This window comes from Pseudomonas sp. LD120 (assembly GCF_009861525.1).
GTDB lineage: Bacteria > Pseudomonadota > Gammaproteobacteria > Pseudomonadales > Pseudomonadaceae > Aquipseudomonas.
In genome coordinates, this window is the sequence record NZ_WVHL01000005.1 from 2,666,475 (window position 1) to 2,683,032 (window position 16,558).

At 65.4% G+C, this 16,558-nt stretch carries 15 protein-coding genes; 12 read left to right on the forward strand and 3 right to left on the reverse strand.

The window, feature by feature from the left end; genetic code table 11:
- Positions 1-17: 17 nt before the first annotated feature.
- Positions 18-1,214, reverse strand: coding sequence for an ABC transporter substrate-binding protein (locus PLD_RS26640; protein WP_159897649.1), 1,197 nt, complete (start codon positions 1,212-1,214; stop codon positions 18-20).
- A 325-nt stretch (positions 1,215-1,539) separates the two neighbouring features.
- On the opposite strand from PLD_RS26640, the gene PLD_RS26645 reads away from it, so the two are divergent.
- From PLD_RS26645 to PLD_RS26660, 4 genes are read left to right on the forward strand one after another with little or no spacing between them, the layout of a single operon-like run.
- On the forward strand, positions 1,540-2,811 hold the full coding sequence (locus PLD_RS26645; RefSeq protein WP_159897650.1) for a HAMP domain-containing sensor histidine kinase: 1,272 nt from the start codon (positions 1,540-1,542) through the stop codon (positions 2,809-2,811).
- Complete coding sequence (locus PLD_RS26650; protein WP_159897651.1) at positions 2,811-3,449, forward strand: response regulator transcription factor; 639 nt, start codon at positions 2,811-2,813, stop codon at positions 3,447-3,449. Before PLD_RS26645 ends, PLD_RS26650 begins: the two co-directional genes overlap by 1 nt.
- A gap of 43 nt (positions 3,450-3,492) precedes the next feature.
- Entirely contained in the window at positions 3,493-3,729 is a 237-nt protein-coding gene (locus tag PLD_RS26655; protein WP_159897652.1) for a type II toxin-antitoxin system ParD family antitoxin, read from the forward strand.
- Positions 3,726-4,055, forward strand: coding sequence for a type II toxin-antitoxin system RelE/ParE family toxin (locus PLD_RS26660; protein WP_159897653.1), 330 nt, complete (start codon positions 3,726-3,728; stop codon positions 4,053-4,055). Before PLD_RS26655 ends, PLD_RS26660 begins: the two co-directional genes overlap by 4 nt.
- 843 nt (positions 4,056-4,898) lie before the next feature.
- Here PLD_RS26660 and PLD_RS26665 read toward each other — a convergent pair.
- Both PLD_RS26665 and exaA read right to left on the reverse strand, forming a co-directional pair.
- Positions 4,899-5,558: a pentapeptide repeat-containing protein gene (locus tag PLD_RS26665; protein ID WP_159897654.1), complete on the reverse strand. Its 660-nt coding sequence runs from the start codon at positions 5,556-5,558 to the stop codon at positions 4,899-4,901.
- Positions 5,559-5,750: 192 nt separating this feature from the next.
- Positions 5,751-7,646: a quinoprotein ethanol dehydrogenase gene (gene exaA / locus PLD_RS26670; RefSeq protein ID WP_159897655.1), complete on the reverse strand. Its 1,896-nt coding sequence runs from the start codon at positions 7,644-7,646 to the stop codon at positions 5,751-5,753.
- A gap of 253 nt (positions 7,647-7,899) precedes the next feature.
- Here exaA and pedF point away from each other — a divergent pair, with 253 nt between their 5' ends.
- The 8 genes from pedF (at position 7,900) to pqqB (ending at position 16,338) form a co-directional block, all read left to right on the forward strand.
- A complete protein-coding gene (pedF, locus tag PLD_RS26675) occupies positions 7,900-8,361 on the forward strand; it encodes a cytochrome c-550 PedF (protein WP_159897656.1) in 462 nt (153 codons plus the stop codon).
- Between the two features lie 5 nt (positions 8,362-8,366).
- Positions 8,367-9,242 (forward strand): ABC transporter substrate-binding protein, encoded by an 876-nt coding sequence (locus PLD_RS26680; RefSeq protein ID WP_159897657.1) that lies wholly within the window; start codon positions 8,367-8,369, stop codon positions 9,240-9,242.
- An 8-nt stretch (positions 9,243-9,250) separates the two neighbouring features.
- Complete coding sequence (locus PLD_RS26685) at positions 9,251-10,030, forward strand: quinoprotein dehydrogenase-associated SoxYZ-like carrier (RefSeq protein WP_159897658.1); 780 nt, start codon at positions 9,251-9,253, stop codon at positions 10,028-10,030.
- Between the two features lie 35 nt (positions 10,031-10,065).
- Positions 10,066-10,995, forward strand: coding sequence for a quinoprotein relay system zinc metallohydrolase 1 (locus PLD_RS26690; protein ID WP_159897659.1), 930 nt, complete (start codon positions 10,066-10,068; stop codon positions 10,993-10,995).
- 322 nt (positions 10,996-11,317) lie between these two features.
- A complete protein-coding gene (gene pedH / locus PLD_RS26695) occupies positions 11,318-13,093 on the forward strand; it encodes a PQQ-dependent alcohol dehydrogenase PedH (protein ID WP_159897660.1) in 1,776 nt (591 codons plus the stop codon).
- Between the two features lie 286 nt (positions 13,094-13,379).
- Entirely contained in the window at positions 13,380-14,900 is a 1,521-nt protein-coding gene (locus PLD_RS26700; protein ID WP_159897661.1) for an aldehyde dehydrogenase family protein, read from the forward strand.
- A gap of 390 nt (positions 14,901-15,290) precedes the next feature.
- Positions 15,291-15,362: a pyrroloquinoline quinone precursor peptide PqqA gene (gene pqqA, locus PLD_RS26705; protein ID WP_159898220.1), complete on the forward strand. Its 72-nt coding sequence runs from the start codon at positions 15,291-15,293 to the stop codon at positions 15,360-15,362.
- Between the two features lie 61 nt (positions 15,363-15,423).
- A complete protein-coding gene (gene pqqB / locus PLD_RS26710; protein ID WP_159897662.1) occupies positions 15,424-16,338 on the forward strand; it encodes a pyrroloquinoline quinone biosynthesis protein PqqB in 915 nt (304 codons plus the stop codon).
- Positions 16,339-16,558: the final 220 nt, after the last annotated feature.

Below are 16,558 nucleotides of genomic sequence, written 5' to 3' on the forward strand. Positions count from 1 at the left end.
TGTTGTGGTTATGGGATTCAGGGGTAGCGGCAGGTCACTTCGGGGCGGTCGTAGCCCAGGCTGTCCATTTCGTTGAAGGGGTGCAGGAAGCCGTCCTGGGGCGAGGTGCTGACCAGGGCCCGGGGCTGCACCAGGGGAATCGGCTGGCGCAGTTCGCCGTTCCACGGCCGGTAGCTGAGCTTGCGGCCCTTGAACCCGTCCAGGGGCAACTGGTCGCTGAGCAGCAGCGTCTGCAGGGCTCGAGGGTCGGCCTGGCGCAGTTTGCTCACGGCGCTGGCGACGCTGCGCACGGCCATCCAGGCGGCGAAGTCGCGGTCGTTCATCCAGCGCCCGGCCTGGGCTTCGAAGCGCTTTTGCAACTGCGCGGCGCCGAAGGTCTCGACGCTCTTGTGCCAGCCGGTGGGGGTCAGGCCCTGGGTGCCGGCCACCGGGCGCGGGAACCAGGTCTGGTAGGGCAGGTATTCGCCGAAATCGCCGCGCTCGTCGGCCACCAGCACCACGTCGTATTCGGCAGTCTGGGTGAACAGCGGCATGTCGGCCTGGGCGCTGCGGCGCTGGTCGTTGTCGAAGCTCCAGGCTTTCTCGGCGACGATTTTCAGGCCGAAGCGCTGGGTGGCCCGGCGCAGGGCATCGGCGTAGGCCCGGTCATCCTCGGTCTGGCCAACGATGAGCAAGGCCCGCTGCCATTTGCGCAGCACCAGGAACTGCACCAGGGCGTCGGCCAGCATCGCCCGGCCCGGCAGGCTGTGCAGCACGTTGCCCAGGCACTGGCTGCTGCGCAGGGCATCGTCGGGGCTGCCGGCGTTGAACAAGAGGCTGTCGGGCAGGGCGGCGGACAACTCGCGCAGGCTGGCCGCCGGGGCATTCACCACGAACAGCCGCAGGCCCTGGTCATGCTGGGCCTTGGCGGCTTGCAGCAGCGCCGCGGGGCTGTCGACGCTGGCGCTGTCGAGCTGGAACTGCTGCTTGAGAAAGCGCCCGGTGCTGTTGCTGTCGACAATCGCCAACTCGGCGCCTTGCAGCCCGGCGTCGGCGGGCTCGGGGATGATGTTGGACAGCAGCGGGCCGGGATCGGGGCGATAGCCCAGGTAGCCGATGCGCACCTGCAAGGGTTCCTCGGCCGCGGTGCTGGGGGCGGTGGGCAATAGGGCCAGGGCCAGCAGGCAGGTCAGGGCCTGCAGGCAAGTCGGGATAAGCAGGGCAGGCTTGTGCATAAGGCACTCCACGGCAGGTGGCGCCAGCATAGGAACAGTGCCGAGGCGGGGAAATATGCAGAAAGTACCGCTCGGGCAGTACCAAGGTAGTAACCCGACGCGGGCGCGGCGGTCTTAGCATGGCCCCAGCGGCCCCGACCCGGGCCTGAACCGGCCCGAGCCCTGAGCCTGATCCCCGAGCCCGAACCTTGAGAGAGACGCCCATGCGCATCATCAAAGTGCTGCTCCTGCCCTTGCTGCTGATCCTCAGCCTGATCGGCGTTGACCGCCTGTATGGCCCGCATCCGGTCTTGCCTCCGGTGCCGCTGGTTCCGGGGCGCTAGGCGTGTCGGCGTTATGGCGGATCAACCTGTGGGTGACGGCGTTCTTTGCCGTGGTGACCCTGGCGTGCGCCGGCTTGCTGCTGCACCAGGCGGTGGCCGATGTCGAGCGTGAATTGCAGTCCGCCGAAGCGGTGGTGAACTACCTCAGCGACAGCGCCGAGCGCAACCCGGCGGGCCTGCAACCGCGCCTGACCCAGAGCCTGCGCCATGTGCGGGTGCACTGGCTGGCGCCGAACGAGGCGGCACCGTGGGCAGCGGAGCGCGGGCTGGACGCGTGGCTGGGGCGCCAGTTGTTCAGCGATCGCCAACACAGCGCCCGGGCGTTGGAATTGAGCGACGGGCGCCGGGTGCTGATCGCCGTCGATGCCCGGGACGAAATCGACGAAGTCTGGGATTCCCTGCAACAGTTGCTGGGCCTGTGCGCTCTGGCGTTGCTCCTGAGTTTGCTGACGATTCGCTGGGCGGTGCGTCGCGGCATGGGCTTGCTGGATGGCTTGTTGCAGGCCTTGCAGCAGGTGTCCGGTGGGCAACTGGCGGTGCGCCTGAGCGAAGCCGGCTTGCCGGAAGCGCGACAACTGGCCGGACACTTCAACCGCATGACCGCGACCCTGGAACAGACCCGCGCCGACAACGCGCAACTGACCCAGGCCCTGCTGGCGGTGCAGGAGCGCGAGCGCACCTACTTGGCGCAGACCCTGCACGACGACCTGGGCCAATACGTGACGGGCATCCGCGCCCAGGTTTGCCTGCTGCGCCTGGTGACCGCGCAACCCACGTTGGTGGAGCAAACGGCCCAGGCCCTGGAACTCAACTGCCAGCGCCTGCAGCAAGGCTTTCGCGCCCTGGTGCAGGACCTGTACCCGGTGGTCTTGCAGCACTTGCCGCTGTCGGAGGCTTTCGGCCTGTTGGTCAATCAATGGCAGGACAGCCACGGCATCGACTGCCAGTTACGGGTTGGCGCCGACCTGCCGGCGTTGCCCGACGCGAGCAAGACCCACCTCTACCGACTGCTGCAAGAGGCGCTGACCAATGTCGCCCGGCACGCCGATGCCAGCCAGGTACGGGTGCGCCTGCAACGCAGCGCCGGGGGCCTGCGCCTGCTGGTGCGCGACAACGGTTGCGGCGCGCGCCAGCCCCAGCGCCCCGGCGTCGGCCTGCACTCGATGGCCGAACGCGCCCGCAGCCTGGGCGGCGAACTGCACATCCTCAGCCGTCCCGGCGCCGGCTGGGCACTGGCCTTGAACATGCCCCTGAACATGCCCATGGAGGCCTGATGAACATCTTGTTGGTGGATGACCACGCCGTGGTCCGCCAGGGCTATGCCAGCCTGCTGCGCGCGGTGCTGCCGGCGATGCAGGTGCGCGAAGCGGCCAGCGGCGAAGAGGCCCTGACCCGGGTTGCCGAAGAAGTGCCGAACCTGGTGATCATGGATTTCGGCCTGCCGGGCATCAGCGGCCTGGAGACCACCCGCCGCCTGCGCCAGCGCCTGCCGCAGCTGCGGGTGCTGTTCTTCAGCATGCACGACGAACTGCCCTTGGTGCGCCAGGCCCTGGAGGCGGGTGCCTCGGGTTACCTGACCAAGAACTCCGCGCCCCAGGTGCTGATCGAAGCGGTGCACCGCGTGCTGGCCGGGCACGCCTACATCGAACAGCCCCTGGCCACGCAGCTGGCCTGCACCCCGGCGCAGAACGCCAGCGACCCGCGCTTGCAGAGCATGACCCAGCGCGAGCTGGAGATCTTCGTGATGCTGGCCAAGGGCACCCCGGCGCGGGTGATTGCCGAGCAGCTGTGCATCAGCGCCAAGACGGTGTCCAACCATTTGACCTTGCTCAAGAGCAAGTTGCAGGTCAGCTCCCATGCGCAGTTGGTGCATTTGGGGATTGATATGGGGGTGGTGCGGGTGGCGGGGTGAGAGGTGTATAGTTTGGCAAATTTTGTCAAAAGCGGACAAAACCATGAGCACTATGAACATCTCCTTGCCGGACGCTCTCAAGTCCTTTGTCGATGATCAAGTCAGCCAGCGTGGCTACAGCACCAGCAGTGAATATGTGCGTGAGTTGATTCGCAAGGATCAGGATCGGCAACATCTGCGTGGCCTGTTGTTGGCCGGTGCTCAATCGGCGCCGGGCACTGCTGTAGAGGGTGACTATTTCGAATCCCTGCGTGCCAGGGTTCGCAAGGCGCGAGGATGAAAGCCAAGCCGGTCATTCCACGCGCCCTTGCCAGCCAGGATGTGGAAGGTGCTATCAACTACTACCTTGACCAACAGGCCGAGCAGGCAGCGCTCGGTTTTATCGATGCTCTGGAAAAGGCCTATGTGCATATCGGCCGCCATCCGGCCTCGGGTATGTCTCGCTACGCCCACGAGTTGGATCTGCCGGGGGTGCTTTGCTGGCCGCTGAAGCGCTATCCCTATCTGGTGTTCTACGTTGAGCGCGATGAGCACATCGACGTATGGCGGGTTTTGCATGGTATGCGGGACTTTCCTGAGTGGTTGGCTGAAGGTGTTTTCCGGTAGTGGTGGGGGATGTTGGGGGCTTTTTGTGGTGAGGGGGGTATATCCGTTGCAGTGGGTGTGGCTGCTGGCGGTTTCTTCTTTAGGGTGCTGTGCCACGGGGTACATATCCATTGCTGCGGTAACGGCCACTTAGGGTTTCGCCCTGACGGCGAGTCCCTTTTTACAAACGCCGGAGTGCCGGCCCAGCAAAAAGGAACCAAAAACGCTTGCCCCTCCATGGGCCCCTCGCTAGGGCTCGGTGTTCCCTCGCTTCGGCATCCATGCCGAGCTGCCCCCTACGCAATGCCTACGCTCGGCCGGCTGGGAAGGGGCCGGAAGATCAAGATCAAGATCAAAAGCCAAAGCCAAGGTGCGCAGGCCGGCTCTTTGTAGCCGCTGCCGAAGGCTGCGAAACCAGGCGACGCGATATGTCAGGAATATCGGGGAGGCAGGTTTAGCGTCTCCTGCGACGGAGTGCCGCCCAGAGCGTTCGCAGCCTGCGGCAGCGGCTACATTAACGCGAACGGCAATGAAACAGGCCGGCCGGCAGGCCGCCGTCAGATTTTGATCTTGCTCTGGCTTTTGATCTTGATCTGCTTGCCCCGTTAACCACGATGGCCGAACGCAGGCATTGATCCGTGGGTAACCCGGCAAGGATGCCGGGTTAGCCGCCACCCGGCCATGGATGGCCGGTGGCGGCGGCCCACGGATCAATGCCGGAGTGAGGGCATGCCTCGCTATGCGAGGCACCGAGTGGAGGGGCAGAGCGTTTTGCTCACCTTTTGCGCTCTTCAAAAGTGAGTCGCTGTAAGAGCGAAACCGCCAGCGGCCGCACCCGCAGCACCGGATATGCCCCCCGTCCCCTCACTTATCCCATGTCCCCGGACACCCCAAACACCCCTCCATATTGGCATCCTGAAAATTCCCATAATGGTGCCGCGCCCCGCGCAGATCGGCGCGTGCCAGATTGCTCTCGCCGAACTTGGCCTCTTGCAGATTGGCTTCGCTCAGATTGGCCCCTTGCAGATCCGCCTTGCTCAACCAGGCCATCTCCAGATCCGCCGCTTGCAGGTTGGCCTGGTGCAGTTTGGCGCCGGACAGCCGGGCAAATTGCAGATAGGCCGCGCTGAGGTTGGCGTTCTTAAATTGCGCGCCCTGGGCAAACAGGCCCCAGCCCTGAATCGCCATCAGCTTGGCGTCGGTGAAGTCCGCCAACCGCAGGTTGCTTTGTTGCAGGCTGGCGCGGGTCAGGTTGGCGCCTTGCAGGCGGGCTTTTTCCAAATTGGCCAGGTCCAGCTGGGCATGGCGCAGGTCGGCGCCGGAGAGGTCGGCGCCGGCCAGGTTCATCTTGCGCAGGTCCTGGTTGGCCAGGTTGGCACCGCGCAGGTTGGCGCCGGGGCATTGGCTGGATTCGGCAATCAGGCAGCCGTTGATGGTCAGCGGGACGTCGTTGCCGTCGTCGTCGACGTTCACCGCGAAGGCGGGGGACAGGCTCAACAGCAGGACCAGGGGCAGGTAGTTCATGGTGCGGTTCTCCAGGCGGGAGTGAAGGGGGCTGTGGCGAGGGAGAGGGCTTTGCTTGAGCGGCCGGCGCCCCGGGACCTTGCCGGAGTGAGCCCGGCCCACGCGTTATGCCGGAGCTAGCGCGTGGGTCGGGTTTGGGGCGCTGCGGGATCCAGCGGGAGCCTGATCCCTTGCCAGCAGTGGGAAGTTCGATCAGCGCTGGGCGGTCTGCTTATCCCAGCTCGGGATTTTGAAGACCCAGAACGAACCGCCTTGGGCCACAGGCTTGGTCAGCTCGGCCATGTCGCCGCCCCACAGCGGCACCGCGCCGCCGTAGCCCACGGTCACGCCGATGTATTGCTCGCCGTCCTGTTCCCAGGTGATAGGCGGCGAGACGATGCCGCTGCCGGTCTGGAATTTCCACAGCTCCTTGCCGGTCTTGGCGTCGAAGGCCTTGAAGAAGCCGTCGCCGGTGCCGGTGAACACCAGGTTGCCCTTGGTCGCCAAGACCCCGGCCCACAGCGGCAGTTGCTCCTTGTGTTCCCACACCAGTTTGCCGGTGGTGGGGTCCATGGCACGCAGGGTGCCGACGTGGTCGTCGTACATGCGCTTGATGCGGAAACCCATCCCCAGGTACGCCGAGCCTTTCTTATAGTTCACTTCCTCGGTCCAGTACTCCTCCTTCCACTGGTTGCCGGGGATGTAGAACAGGCCGGTGTCCTGGCTGTAGGCCATGGGGTTCCAGTTCTTGCCTCCCAGGAACGGCGGCGAGACTTCCACCGGTTTGCCCTTGGTTTCACCCGGCAGCGGCTTGGCCGGACGCTGGCCTGCGTTTTCCACGGGGCGCCCGGTCTTGAGGTCGATGTGGCTGGCCCAGGTGATGTTGTCGACGAAGGGGAAGGCGTTCTGCAGTTTGCCGTTGTTGCGGTCCACCACGTAGAAGAAGCCGTTGCGGTCGGCGTGGCCGGTGGCCTTGACCACTTTGCCGTCCTTGCCCTTGTAGTCGAACAGCACCAGTTCGTTGTTGCCGGAGAAGTCCCAGGCGTCGTTCGGCGTGTGCTGGTAGAACCATTTCACTTCGCCGGTGCTCGGGTCGACGCCGACCTGGCCCGAGGTGTAGAGGCTGTCGTAGTCGTGGGGATTGCCGTCTTTCGAGGTCCGCGCCCAGGTGTTCCACGGGCCGGGGTTGCCGGCGCCGACGATGATGGTGTTGCTTTCGGCATCGAAGCTGGCGCTCTGCCAAGGGGCGCCGCCGCCGTGGCTCCAGGCTTCGACCTTGCCGGTTTCGGTGGTCTTGTCGTCAGGCCAGGACGGTGCCTTGACGTCGCCGGTGGGGGTGCTGTCCTTGCCGTTGAGGCGGCCCATGTGGCCTTCGACGAAGGGCCGCATCCATACCTCTTCGCCGGTGTCCGGGTCGCGGGCGAACAGCTGGCCGACCACGCCGAACTCATCGCCGGAGCTGCCGTGGATCAGCAGCACCTTGCCGCTGGTCTTGTCCTTGATCAGCACCGGGGCGCCGGTCATGGTGTAGCCGGCGCTGTGGTCGCCGAATTTCTTGTTCCATACCACCTTGCCGGTGTTTTTGTTGAGGGCGATGACCCGGGCGTCGAGGGTGCCGAAGTAGATTTTGTCGCCGTAGATCGCTGCGCCGCGGTTGACCACGTCGCAGCACGGGCGAATGTTGTCCGGCAGGCGATGGCTGTAGGTCCACAGGCGCTTGCCGGTCTTGGCGTCGAGGGCGAACACCCGCGAGTAAGAACCGGTGACGTAGACCACGCCGTCGCGGACGATGGCCTGGGATTCCTGGCCGCGCTGCTTCTCGTCGCCGAAGGAGTAGGACCAGGCCGGGGTCAGTTTGAACACGTTCTGGTCGTTGACCTGGGCCAGGGGGCTCCAGCGCTGGGCATTGGTGCCCATGCCGTACTGCAGCACGTCCTGGGTGGTCAGGTGGTCGTTGGCGATGTCTTCCCAGGTCACGTTCTTGCCGGCAGGTGCCGCCGGGGCGGTGGCCGCTGTGGCCGCCGCGCCCAGGGACAAGCTGGTGGCCAGCAGCAGGGCCCGGACGGCAAGGCTCAGGGGGGAGAGGGCGGGTAGCGATCTTATTGTCATGGTTGCAGTTCCCAGTGGAGGTTTTGGCCTGACTAGGGTCTGCCCCGGGGCGGGTGTTGAGATACGGAAAAAGTCCCGCCCTTGCCGGGAATAATTCCCGGGCGGCACCTGATTTAGGACCGCGCCACAAGCCCTACTACCAAGGGAGTAGGGCGCGACCACCAAAGCAGCATACGGCCGCCCGCCGGCTGTTCCTAAGATGGTGGTATGGCCTCTGTAGCGAGGTCTTGCGTGCAATCTTGAGGGCATAACAATGACAACAAAACGCAACGCCTTGCTCGCGGTAGGGCTGCTGACCGGTGCCTTGGCCACCGGTGCTGTATGGGCCCATGGCAACGTGGTGCCCCAGGCGGTGGAAACCAAGGGCCTGACCCCGGTCAAGGATGCCGGCGTCGCCCTGGATGACGACGGCTGGGCCACGGCCAATCCGTATCGCACATCGCCCGAGCACGACAAGGCGGTGGAAATCGGCGCTTCGGCCTACAACCAGAACTGCGCCGCCTGTCATGGCCTGGAAGCCAAGTCCGGCGGGATCGCCCCGGACCTGCGCCTGCTTGAAGTCGGCGAGGTCGGTGATGAATGGTTCGTCGAGCGGGTGCGCCATGGCGCGGTGCGCGATGGCCGGGTGTACATGCCGAAGATGGCCGACTACCTGAGTCAGGAAGCCTTGTGGGCGGTGCGCACCTACCTGGACAGCGTGCACGTCGAGGAGTGATCGCCATGGGTCGCTTCGCGATGCTTTTGTGTGGCCTGTGGTTGTGCTGCGCGGCGGCGCAGGCAGGCGTGCGCAACTATGACGCGATGATTGCTTCCGGTGAGTTGAAGGTGGCGGTGTACCAGGATTTTGCCCCCTACAGCTTCCAGGACCAGGGCCAGCCCCGGGGCGTCGACGTCGAGCTGGCGCAAGCCCTGGCCCAGGCCTTGGGCGTGCGCCTGCAATTGATCTGGGCGCCGCCCGGAGAGAAGCTTGACGACGACCTGCGAGACTACATTTGGCGTGGCAGTCAGCTGCGCCATCAGCAGTTGGCCGACCTGATGATGCGTGTGCCTTACGACCACGGCTACGCACAGAAACGCAACGAACTGGGGGAACTGGCCAACGCGCATGTGGTGATGTTCGGTCCCTATCAGGAGGAGCGCTGGCAGGTGGCGTTTGATCGTCGGCGCCTGGATTCGGTGGCCAGTGTCGCGGTGTTCCAGCAGCACCCCATCGGGGTCGAGGTGGACAGCGTGCCGTCGTTCTACCTGACGTCGGTGTTCAACGGCATGCTCAGCGCCAAGACCCATCATTACCCCAGTGTGCCGCAGGCCTTCGGCGCCTTGCGGGCCGGGCAAGTGGACGCGGTGATGGCCATGCGCGGCGAGGTCGACTGGCAGTTGCACCAGGCCGCCGACCCGCAGCTGGCCCTGGCGGAAAACGCTTACCCGAACATGGGCAAGCAGGTGTGGGAGATCGGCATGGCGGTGCATGAAAGCAATCGCCAGTTGGCTTACGCGGTGGAAGAGGTCTTGGAAGGGCTGATCCGCGACGGCCGGCTGCAGGCCCTCTACGCTTCTTACGGCCTGCGTTACGACGTGCCGGAGATGTATCAATAGGAGCTGCGATGAACTGGCGAGCGACCTGTCTGTTGGCGTGCTGGCTGCCCTTGGCGGCCCAGGCGCTGGCTGCTGATCCCGGTGCGCACCCGGAACCGGGCGCGGACCCCGTGCCCTCGGTGATGTGGGCCTTTTACCACAAGCAACTGCTGGGCGATGCCGCGTTCGTCTTTGATGACCGGGTCAAGCTGCTGGCGCCGCCCTTTGCCGAGGATGCGCGGCAGGTGCCGCTGGAGATCGACGCCCGGGCCTTCACCGGCGAGGTGGTGCGCATCCTCGCCTGGGCCGAGCTCAACCCCTTGCCGCGCATCGTCGATTTCGTGCCGGGGGAGCGGGTGCTGCCCTGGCTGTCGATCCGCATCCGCATCGAGCAGGCCACGCCGCTGCGCGCCGCGGTGCAGACCCGCGACGGCCTGTGGCACGTGGGCTCGACCCTGATCGACGCCGCGGGCGGTGGCTGTACCGCGCCCAGTGTGGTGCGCACCCAGCCCGGCTGGGAGGAGCACCTGGGCGAGGTGCTGGGCGGGCGTTACCCGCGCGGCGATGCCAGCCGCTTGCGCCTGCAAGTGTCCCACCCGATGGACAACGGTCTGGTCAGCGGCATCCCCGAGTTCTTTCTCAACCACGCCGAATTGCGTGACCAGAACGATCAGCCCCTGGCCAGCCTCGAACTGTTCCCGGCGGTCAGTGAAAACCCCAACCTGGGGTTCGATATCCAGGGGCCGGGGCAGACCCGCTTGCTGTTGCGCGACAACAGCGGCAACCAGTTCGAGGCCAAGCTGCCCTGACCGCATCCTTTGACCCACCCGAGCCGAGGCGCGCCATGCGTTGGATCCTGCTGTTGCTGCTGTGCCTGGGCCTGCCGGCCCGGGCCGACCTGGACTATCAACTCAAGCCCCGGCAGATCGCCGCGGGCACCTGGCTGCTGGAAGGCAGCACCGACAACTTCGCCAAGGCCAATGGCGGCAACATCGTCAACAGCGGGTTCATCGTCACCAACAGCGGGGTGCTGGTGATCGACAGCGGGCCGTCGAAACGCTACGGCGAAGCCTTGCGCCGCGCGATTGCCGCCACCACCGACAAACCAGTGATCCAGCTGCTGCTGACCCATCATCACCCTGACCATGTGCTGGGTAATCAGGCTTTCAGTGACGTGCCCATCGGCGCCCTGGCCGGCACCACCGACCTGCTGCGCCAGCAGGGTGACGCCATGGCCGAGAACATGTACCGCATGGTCGGCGACTGGATGCGCGGCACCGAGGTGGTGCTGCCGACCCAGGAGCTAAAGCCCGGCCTTCTTGAGGTGGGCGGGCATCGCTTGCGCCTGCTGAGCCTGAGTGGGCACACCGGCGCCGACCTGGCAATTCTCGATGAGAACACCGGAGTGCTGTTTGCCGGCGACCTGGTGTTCTACGAGCGCGCGCTGACCACCCCCAACAGCCCGGGGCTCGGAGTCTGGCTCAAGGACCTGGACACCCTGCAGGCCCTGCCGTGGAAGCAGATCGTGCCCGGCCACGGCCCGCTGGCGACGGATGCCCGGCCCTTTGCCCAGATGCGTGATTACCTGAGTTGGCTCGATGGGCTGATGCGCGACGGCGCGTCCCGGGGCGACGACATGGCGGAGATGATCCGCCGCCCGATCCCCGAGCGCTTTGCCGGCATCAGCCTGACTCGCTACGAGTTGATCCGCAGCGTCAGCCACCTGTACCCGCGTTACGAGCGCCAGCGCCTGCAGCGTCTTGACGGCCTGTAGGCACCGGGTGGCCGGCGAAGGCGGTCTTGCGGGCCTCTTCGCTGGCCAGCCAGTTGCTACGGGAGGCAGGTACATCGCGTGGAGCCTTGAGCCGGGTGGCCGGCGAAGGCGATCTTGCGGGCCCCTTCGCTGGCCAGCCAGCTCCTACGGTACGGGGGCATGGTGCCTGCTTGTTGCTTGAAGCTTGCCACTGCCCTTCCTGTACCAAGGAACTAGAAAACTCCGCACTGCGGGCAATTGTTGGCAAGCAGGCCGGGACCAAGAATTCCCGGCAGGCCGGGAAAATTTCCCGGGAACAACAATAACCGCCGAGGTAGCCGTCATGACCCAACCCCCACGTCGTCCCTTTTTCGCCGTGAGCCTGGTGCTCAGCGCCATGCTGCTGTCCAGCGCGGCCCTGGCCGCCGTCACCGATGAAGAGATCCTCCAGGACCCGAAGAACCCTGAGCAGATCGTCACCAACGGCTTGGGTGTCCAGGGCCAGCGCTACAGCCCGCTGGACCTGCTCAACGTCGATAACGTCAAGGAGCTGCGGCCGGTCTGGGCTTTCTCCTTCGGCGGCGAGAAGCAGCGCGGCCAGCAGGCCCAGCCGCTGATCAAGGACGGGGTGATGTACATGACCGGTTCCTACTCGCGGGTGTTCGCGGTGGACGCGCGCACCGGCAAGAAGCTCTGGCAGTACGATGCGCGCCTGCCCGATGACATCCGCCCGTGCTGCGACGTGATCAACCGGGGCGTGGCACTGTATGGCGACCTGGTGTTCTTCGGCACCCTGGACGCCAAGCTGGTGGCCCTGAACAAGGACACCGGCAAGGTGGTGTGGAGCAAGAAGGTCGCCGACCACAAAGAGGGCTACTCCATCAGCGCGGCGCCGATGATCGTCAACGGCAAGCTGATCACCGGGGTCGCCGGCGGCGAGTTCGGCGTGGTCGGCAAGATCCAGGCCTACGACCCGAAAAACGGCGAGCTGCTGTGGATGCGTCCCACCGTGGAAGGCCACATGGGCTACGTGTACAAGGACGGCAAGGCCATCGAGAACGGTATTTCCGGCGGCGAGGCGGGCAAGACCTGGCCCGGCGACTTGTGGAAGACCGGCGGCGCGGCGCCGTGGCTTGGCGGCTACTACGACCCGGAAACCAACCTGCTGCTGTTCGGCACCGGCAACCCGGCGCCGTGGAACTCCCACCTGCGCCCTGGCGACAACCTGTATTCCTCGTCGCGCCTGGCCCTGAACCCGGACGACGGCACCATCAAGTGGCACTTCCAGAGCACCCCCCACGATGGCTGGGACTTCGACGGCGTCAACGAGCTGATCTCCTTCAACTACAAGGAGGGCGGCAAGGAGATCAAGGCCGCCGCCACCGCCGACCGCAACGGCTTCTTCTACGTGCTCGATCGCACCAACGGCCAGTTCATCCGCGGCTTCCCGTTTGTCGACAAGATCACCTGGGCCACCGGCCTGGATAAGAACGGCCGGCCGATCTACAACGACGCCAGCCGTCCCGGCGCCCCGGGCAGCGAGACCAAGGGCTCTTCGGTGTTCGTCGCCCCGGCCTTCCTCGGCGCCAAGAACTGGATGCCCATGGCCTACAACCGCGACACCGGGCTGTTCTATGTGCCGTCCAACGAGTGGGGCATGGACATCTGGAACGAAGGCATCGCCTACAAGAAGGGCGCGGCGTTCCTCGGCGCGGGCTTCACCATCAAACCGCTCAACGAGGACTACATCGGCGTGCTGCGGGCCATCGACCCGATCAGCGGCAAGGAAGTCTGGCGCCACAAGAACTTCGCGCCGCTGTGGGGCGGGGTACTGACCACCAAGGGCAACCTGGTGTTCACCGGCACGCCTGAGGGCTTCCTCCAGGCATTCAACGCCAAGACCGGCGAGAAGGTCTGGGAGTTCCAGACCGGCTCCGGGGTCCTGGGCTCGCCCGTGACCTGGGAAATGGACGGCGAGCAATACGTCTCGGTGCTGTCCGGCTGGGGCGGCGCGGTGCCGCTGTGGGGCGGTGAGGTGGCCAAGCGGATCAAGGACTTCAACCAGGGCGGCATGCTCTGGACCTTCAAGCTGCCCAAGGACCTGGTGAGCAAACGCTAGTCGTAGGCGCCAGCTTGCTGGCGAAGGCGCCCGCACGACCGCTTTCGCCGGCAAGCCGGTATCTACAAAGCCCCGGGATATCCCTGCCGACCGTAGCAGCCCGCTTGTTGGCGAAGAGGCCCGCAAGAGCACCTTCGTCGGCCAGCCGGCTCCCGCACAGGGCAATCAACCTACGACCAAATGACGAGAGCCCCCCTGCCAACGATGCATTCGTCCGGCACCCGAGGCTCTCTACCATCGGTCCATCGCCTGTCGTTGGACAGGCCTCGACCAGCAGAGGCTCAGCATGATCTACGCACAACCCGGAACCCCAGGCGCCGTCGTGTCCTTCAAGCCACGCTACGGCAATTTCATCGGCGGCCAGTTCGTGCCGCCGGTGCAAGGTCAGTACTTCACCAACACCTCGCCAGTGAACGGTGAGGTGATCGCCGAATTCCCCCGTTCCAGCGCCGCCGATGTCGACAAGGCCCTGGACGCCGCCCATGCCGCCGCCGAGGCCTGGGGCAAGACCAGCGTCCAGGACCGTTCGCGGGTGCTGTTGAAGATTGCCGATCGCATCGAGCAGAACCTGGAGATCCTCGCGGTCAGCGAAACCTGGGACAACGGCAAGGCAGTGCGCGAAACCCTCAACGCCGATGTGCCCCTGGCCGCCGACCACTTCCGCTACTTCGCCGGTTGCATCCGTGCCCAGGAAGGCGGCGCCGCGGAGATCAACGAACTGACCACCGCCTACCATTTCCACGAACCCCTGGGCGTGGTCGGGCAGATCATCCCGTGGAACTTCCCCCTGCTAATGGCCGCCTGGAAGCTGGCCCCGGCTCTGGCCGCCGGCAACTGCGTGGTGCTCAAGCCCGCCGAGCAGACCCCGCTGTCGATCATGGTCTTTGCCGAGCTGATCGCCGACCTGCTGCCAGTCGGCGTGCTGAACATCGTCCAGGGTTTCGGCCGCGAAGCCGGCGAGGCCCTGGCCACCAGCAAGCGCATCGCCAAGATTGCCTTCACCGGCTCGACCCCGGTGGGCTCGCACATCATGAAATGCGCCGCCGAGAACATCATTCCGTCCACCGTGGAGCTGGGCGGCAAGTCGCCGAACATCTTCTTCGAAGACATCATGCAGGCCGAACCCAAGTTCATCGAAAAGGCCGCCGAGGGCCTGGTGCTGGCGTTCTTCAACCAGGGTGAAGTGTGCACCTGCCCATCCCGCGCCCTGGTGCAGGAGTCGATCTACGAGCCGTTCATGGCCGAGGTGATGAAGAAGATCGTCAAGATCAAGCGCGGCAACCCGCTGGACACCGAGACCATGGTCGGCGCCCAGGCCTCGCAGCAGCAGTACGAGAAGATCCTCTCCTACCTGCAGATCGCCCAGGAGGAGGGCGCCGAGTTGCTCACCGGTGGCGCAGCCGAGCTGTTGGACGGCGACCTGTCCAGCGGTTACTACATCCAGCCGACCCTGCTCAAGGGCCACAACAAGATGCGCGTGTTCCAGGAAGAGATCTTCGGCCCGGTGGTGGGCGTGACCACCTTCAAGGACGAAGCCGAAGCCCTGGCAATTGCCAACGACAGCGAGTTCGGCCTGGGCGCCGGGCTGTGGACCCGCGACATCAACCGCGCCTACCGCATGGGCCGGGCGATTCAGGCCGGCCGCGTGTGGACCAACTGCTATCACCTGTACCCGGCGCACGCCGCGTTTGGTGGCTACAAGAAATCCGGCGTGGGTCGCGAGACTCACAAAATGATGCTCGACCATTACCAGCAGACCAAGAACCTGCTGGTCAGCTACGACATCAACCCCCTGGGCTTCTTCTAAGGGCAAGAAAGAGCGGGGTAGTTGGGTGCTACCTCGCTTTGCGTGGCAACGGCGCGGCGTCTTGGGTGGACGTCGCGCCGTTTTTTTGCCTGGTGATCGCCCGTCAAACCTCCTGCTGCTGTAGCCGCTGCCGAGCGTGCGAGGCTGCGCAAAGGCCCGCAGGGCCTTGCTTGGCGGTTTCCCGTCAACCGCCTGCGCCCTCATGCCTCCTGTGTCTCCTGCGCCCTCATGCCCCCCAAACCGTTCGCCGCCTGCGCCAGCGGCTACACACGCGCCGAGCCCCTACCAACGCACCCCGCCGGCTCGTCCCAAAGTAGCATTCGGCCCCTGCGCTCCCCGTGCATTAATGCCTCTACCGGAATCGTCCGGCACAACAAGAGGATTGACCCCATGTGGCATAAACCCACGTACACCGATCTGCGCATTGGCTTTGAAGTGACCATGTACTTCGCCAACCGCTGAGCCGTCCTGCTCCGGCCGCTCCTGGTGTCGGCCGGAGTCTTTTGTCCTTCAGGAGCCTGTTATGCATATCCGCGTTCTCGGTTCTGCGGCGGGCGGTGGTTTTCCGCAGTGGAACTGCAACTGCCGCAACTGCGCCGGGGTGCGCGCCGGCAGCCTGCGTGCCCAGCGCCGTACCCAGTCGTCCATCGCCTTGAGCGACAACGGTGTCGATTGGATCCTGTGCAACGCTTCGCCGGACATTCGCCAACAGCTGGAATCCTTCCCGACCCTGCAACCGGCCCGGCAGCTGCGCGACACCGCCCTGGCCGGGGTGATCCTGCTGGACAGTCAGATCGACCACTGCACCGGCCTGCTCAGCCTGCGCGAAGGTTGCCCGCATCAAGTCTGGTGCACCGAGATGGTCCACCAGGACCTGTGCAGCGGCTTCCCCCTGTTCACCATGCTCAGCCATTGGAACGGCGGCTTGCAGTGGCAGCCGATCCATCTCGATGGCCGCGAGTTCAGCCTGCCGGCCTGCCCGGATATTGCGCTGCGGGCCATTGCCCTGCGCAGCAGCGCGCCGCCATATTCGCCCCATCGCGGCAACCCGCACCCGGGGGACAACATCGGCCTGTTCATCGAGGACCGGCGCAGCGGCGCCAGCCTGTTCTACGCCCCGGGCCTGGGGCAGGTGGATGAGGCCCTGCTGGAATGGATGGACCGCGCCGACTGCCTGCTGGTGGACGGCACCCTGTGGCGTGATGACGAAATGCGCGTCTGTGGCGTCGGCGACAAGCTGGGCAGTGAGATGGGCCACCTGGCGCAAAGCGGTCCCGGCGGCATGCTCGAGGTGCTGGAGCGCTTTCCTCGGGCGCGCAAGGTGCTGATCCATATCAACAACACCAACCCGATCCTCGACCAAGACTCCGCCGAACGCGCCGAACTGACCCGCCGCGGCATCGAAGTGGCGCATGACGGCATGGACATCCAGCTCTGACGCCCACCCAACCGGATGTAGCCGCTGCTGAGCCTGCGAAGCTGCGCAAAGGCCCGCAGGGCCTTGCTTGGCAATGTCCCGACGAACCTCTGGCAGGTTGGAAATCGCCGCGTCTTTTGCGACGGAGTCCCGCCCAGAGCGTTCGCCGCCTGCGGCAGCGGCTACATGGGCCGCTGCCGAGCTTGTGAGGCTGCGAAGTCCGCCGATGGTCGGATTGCTT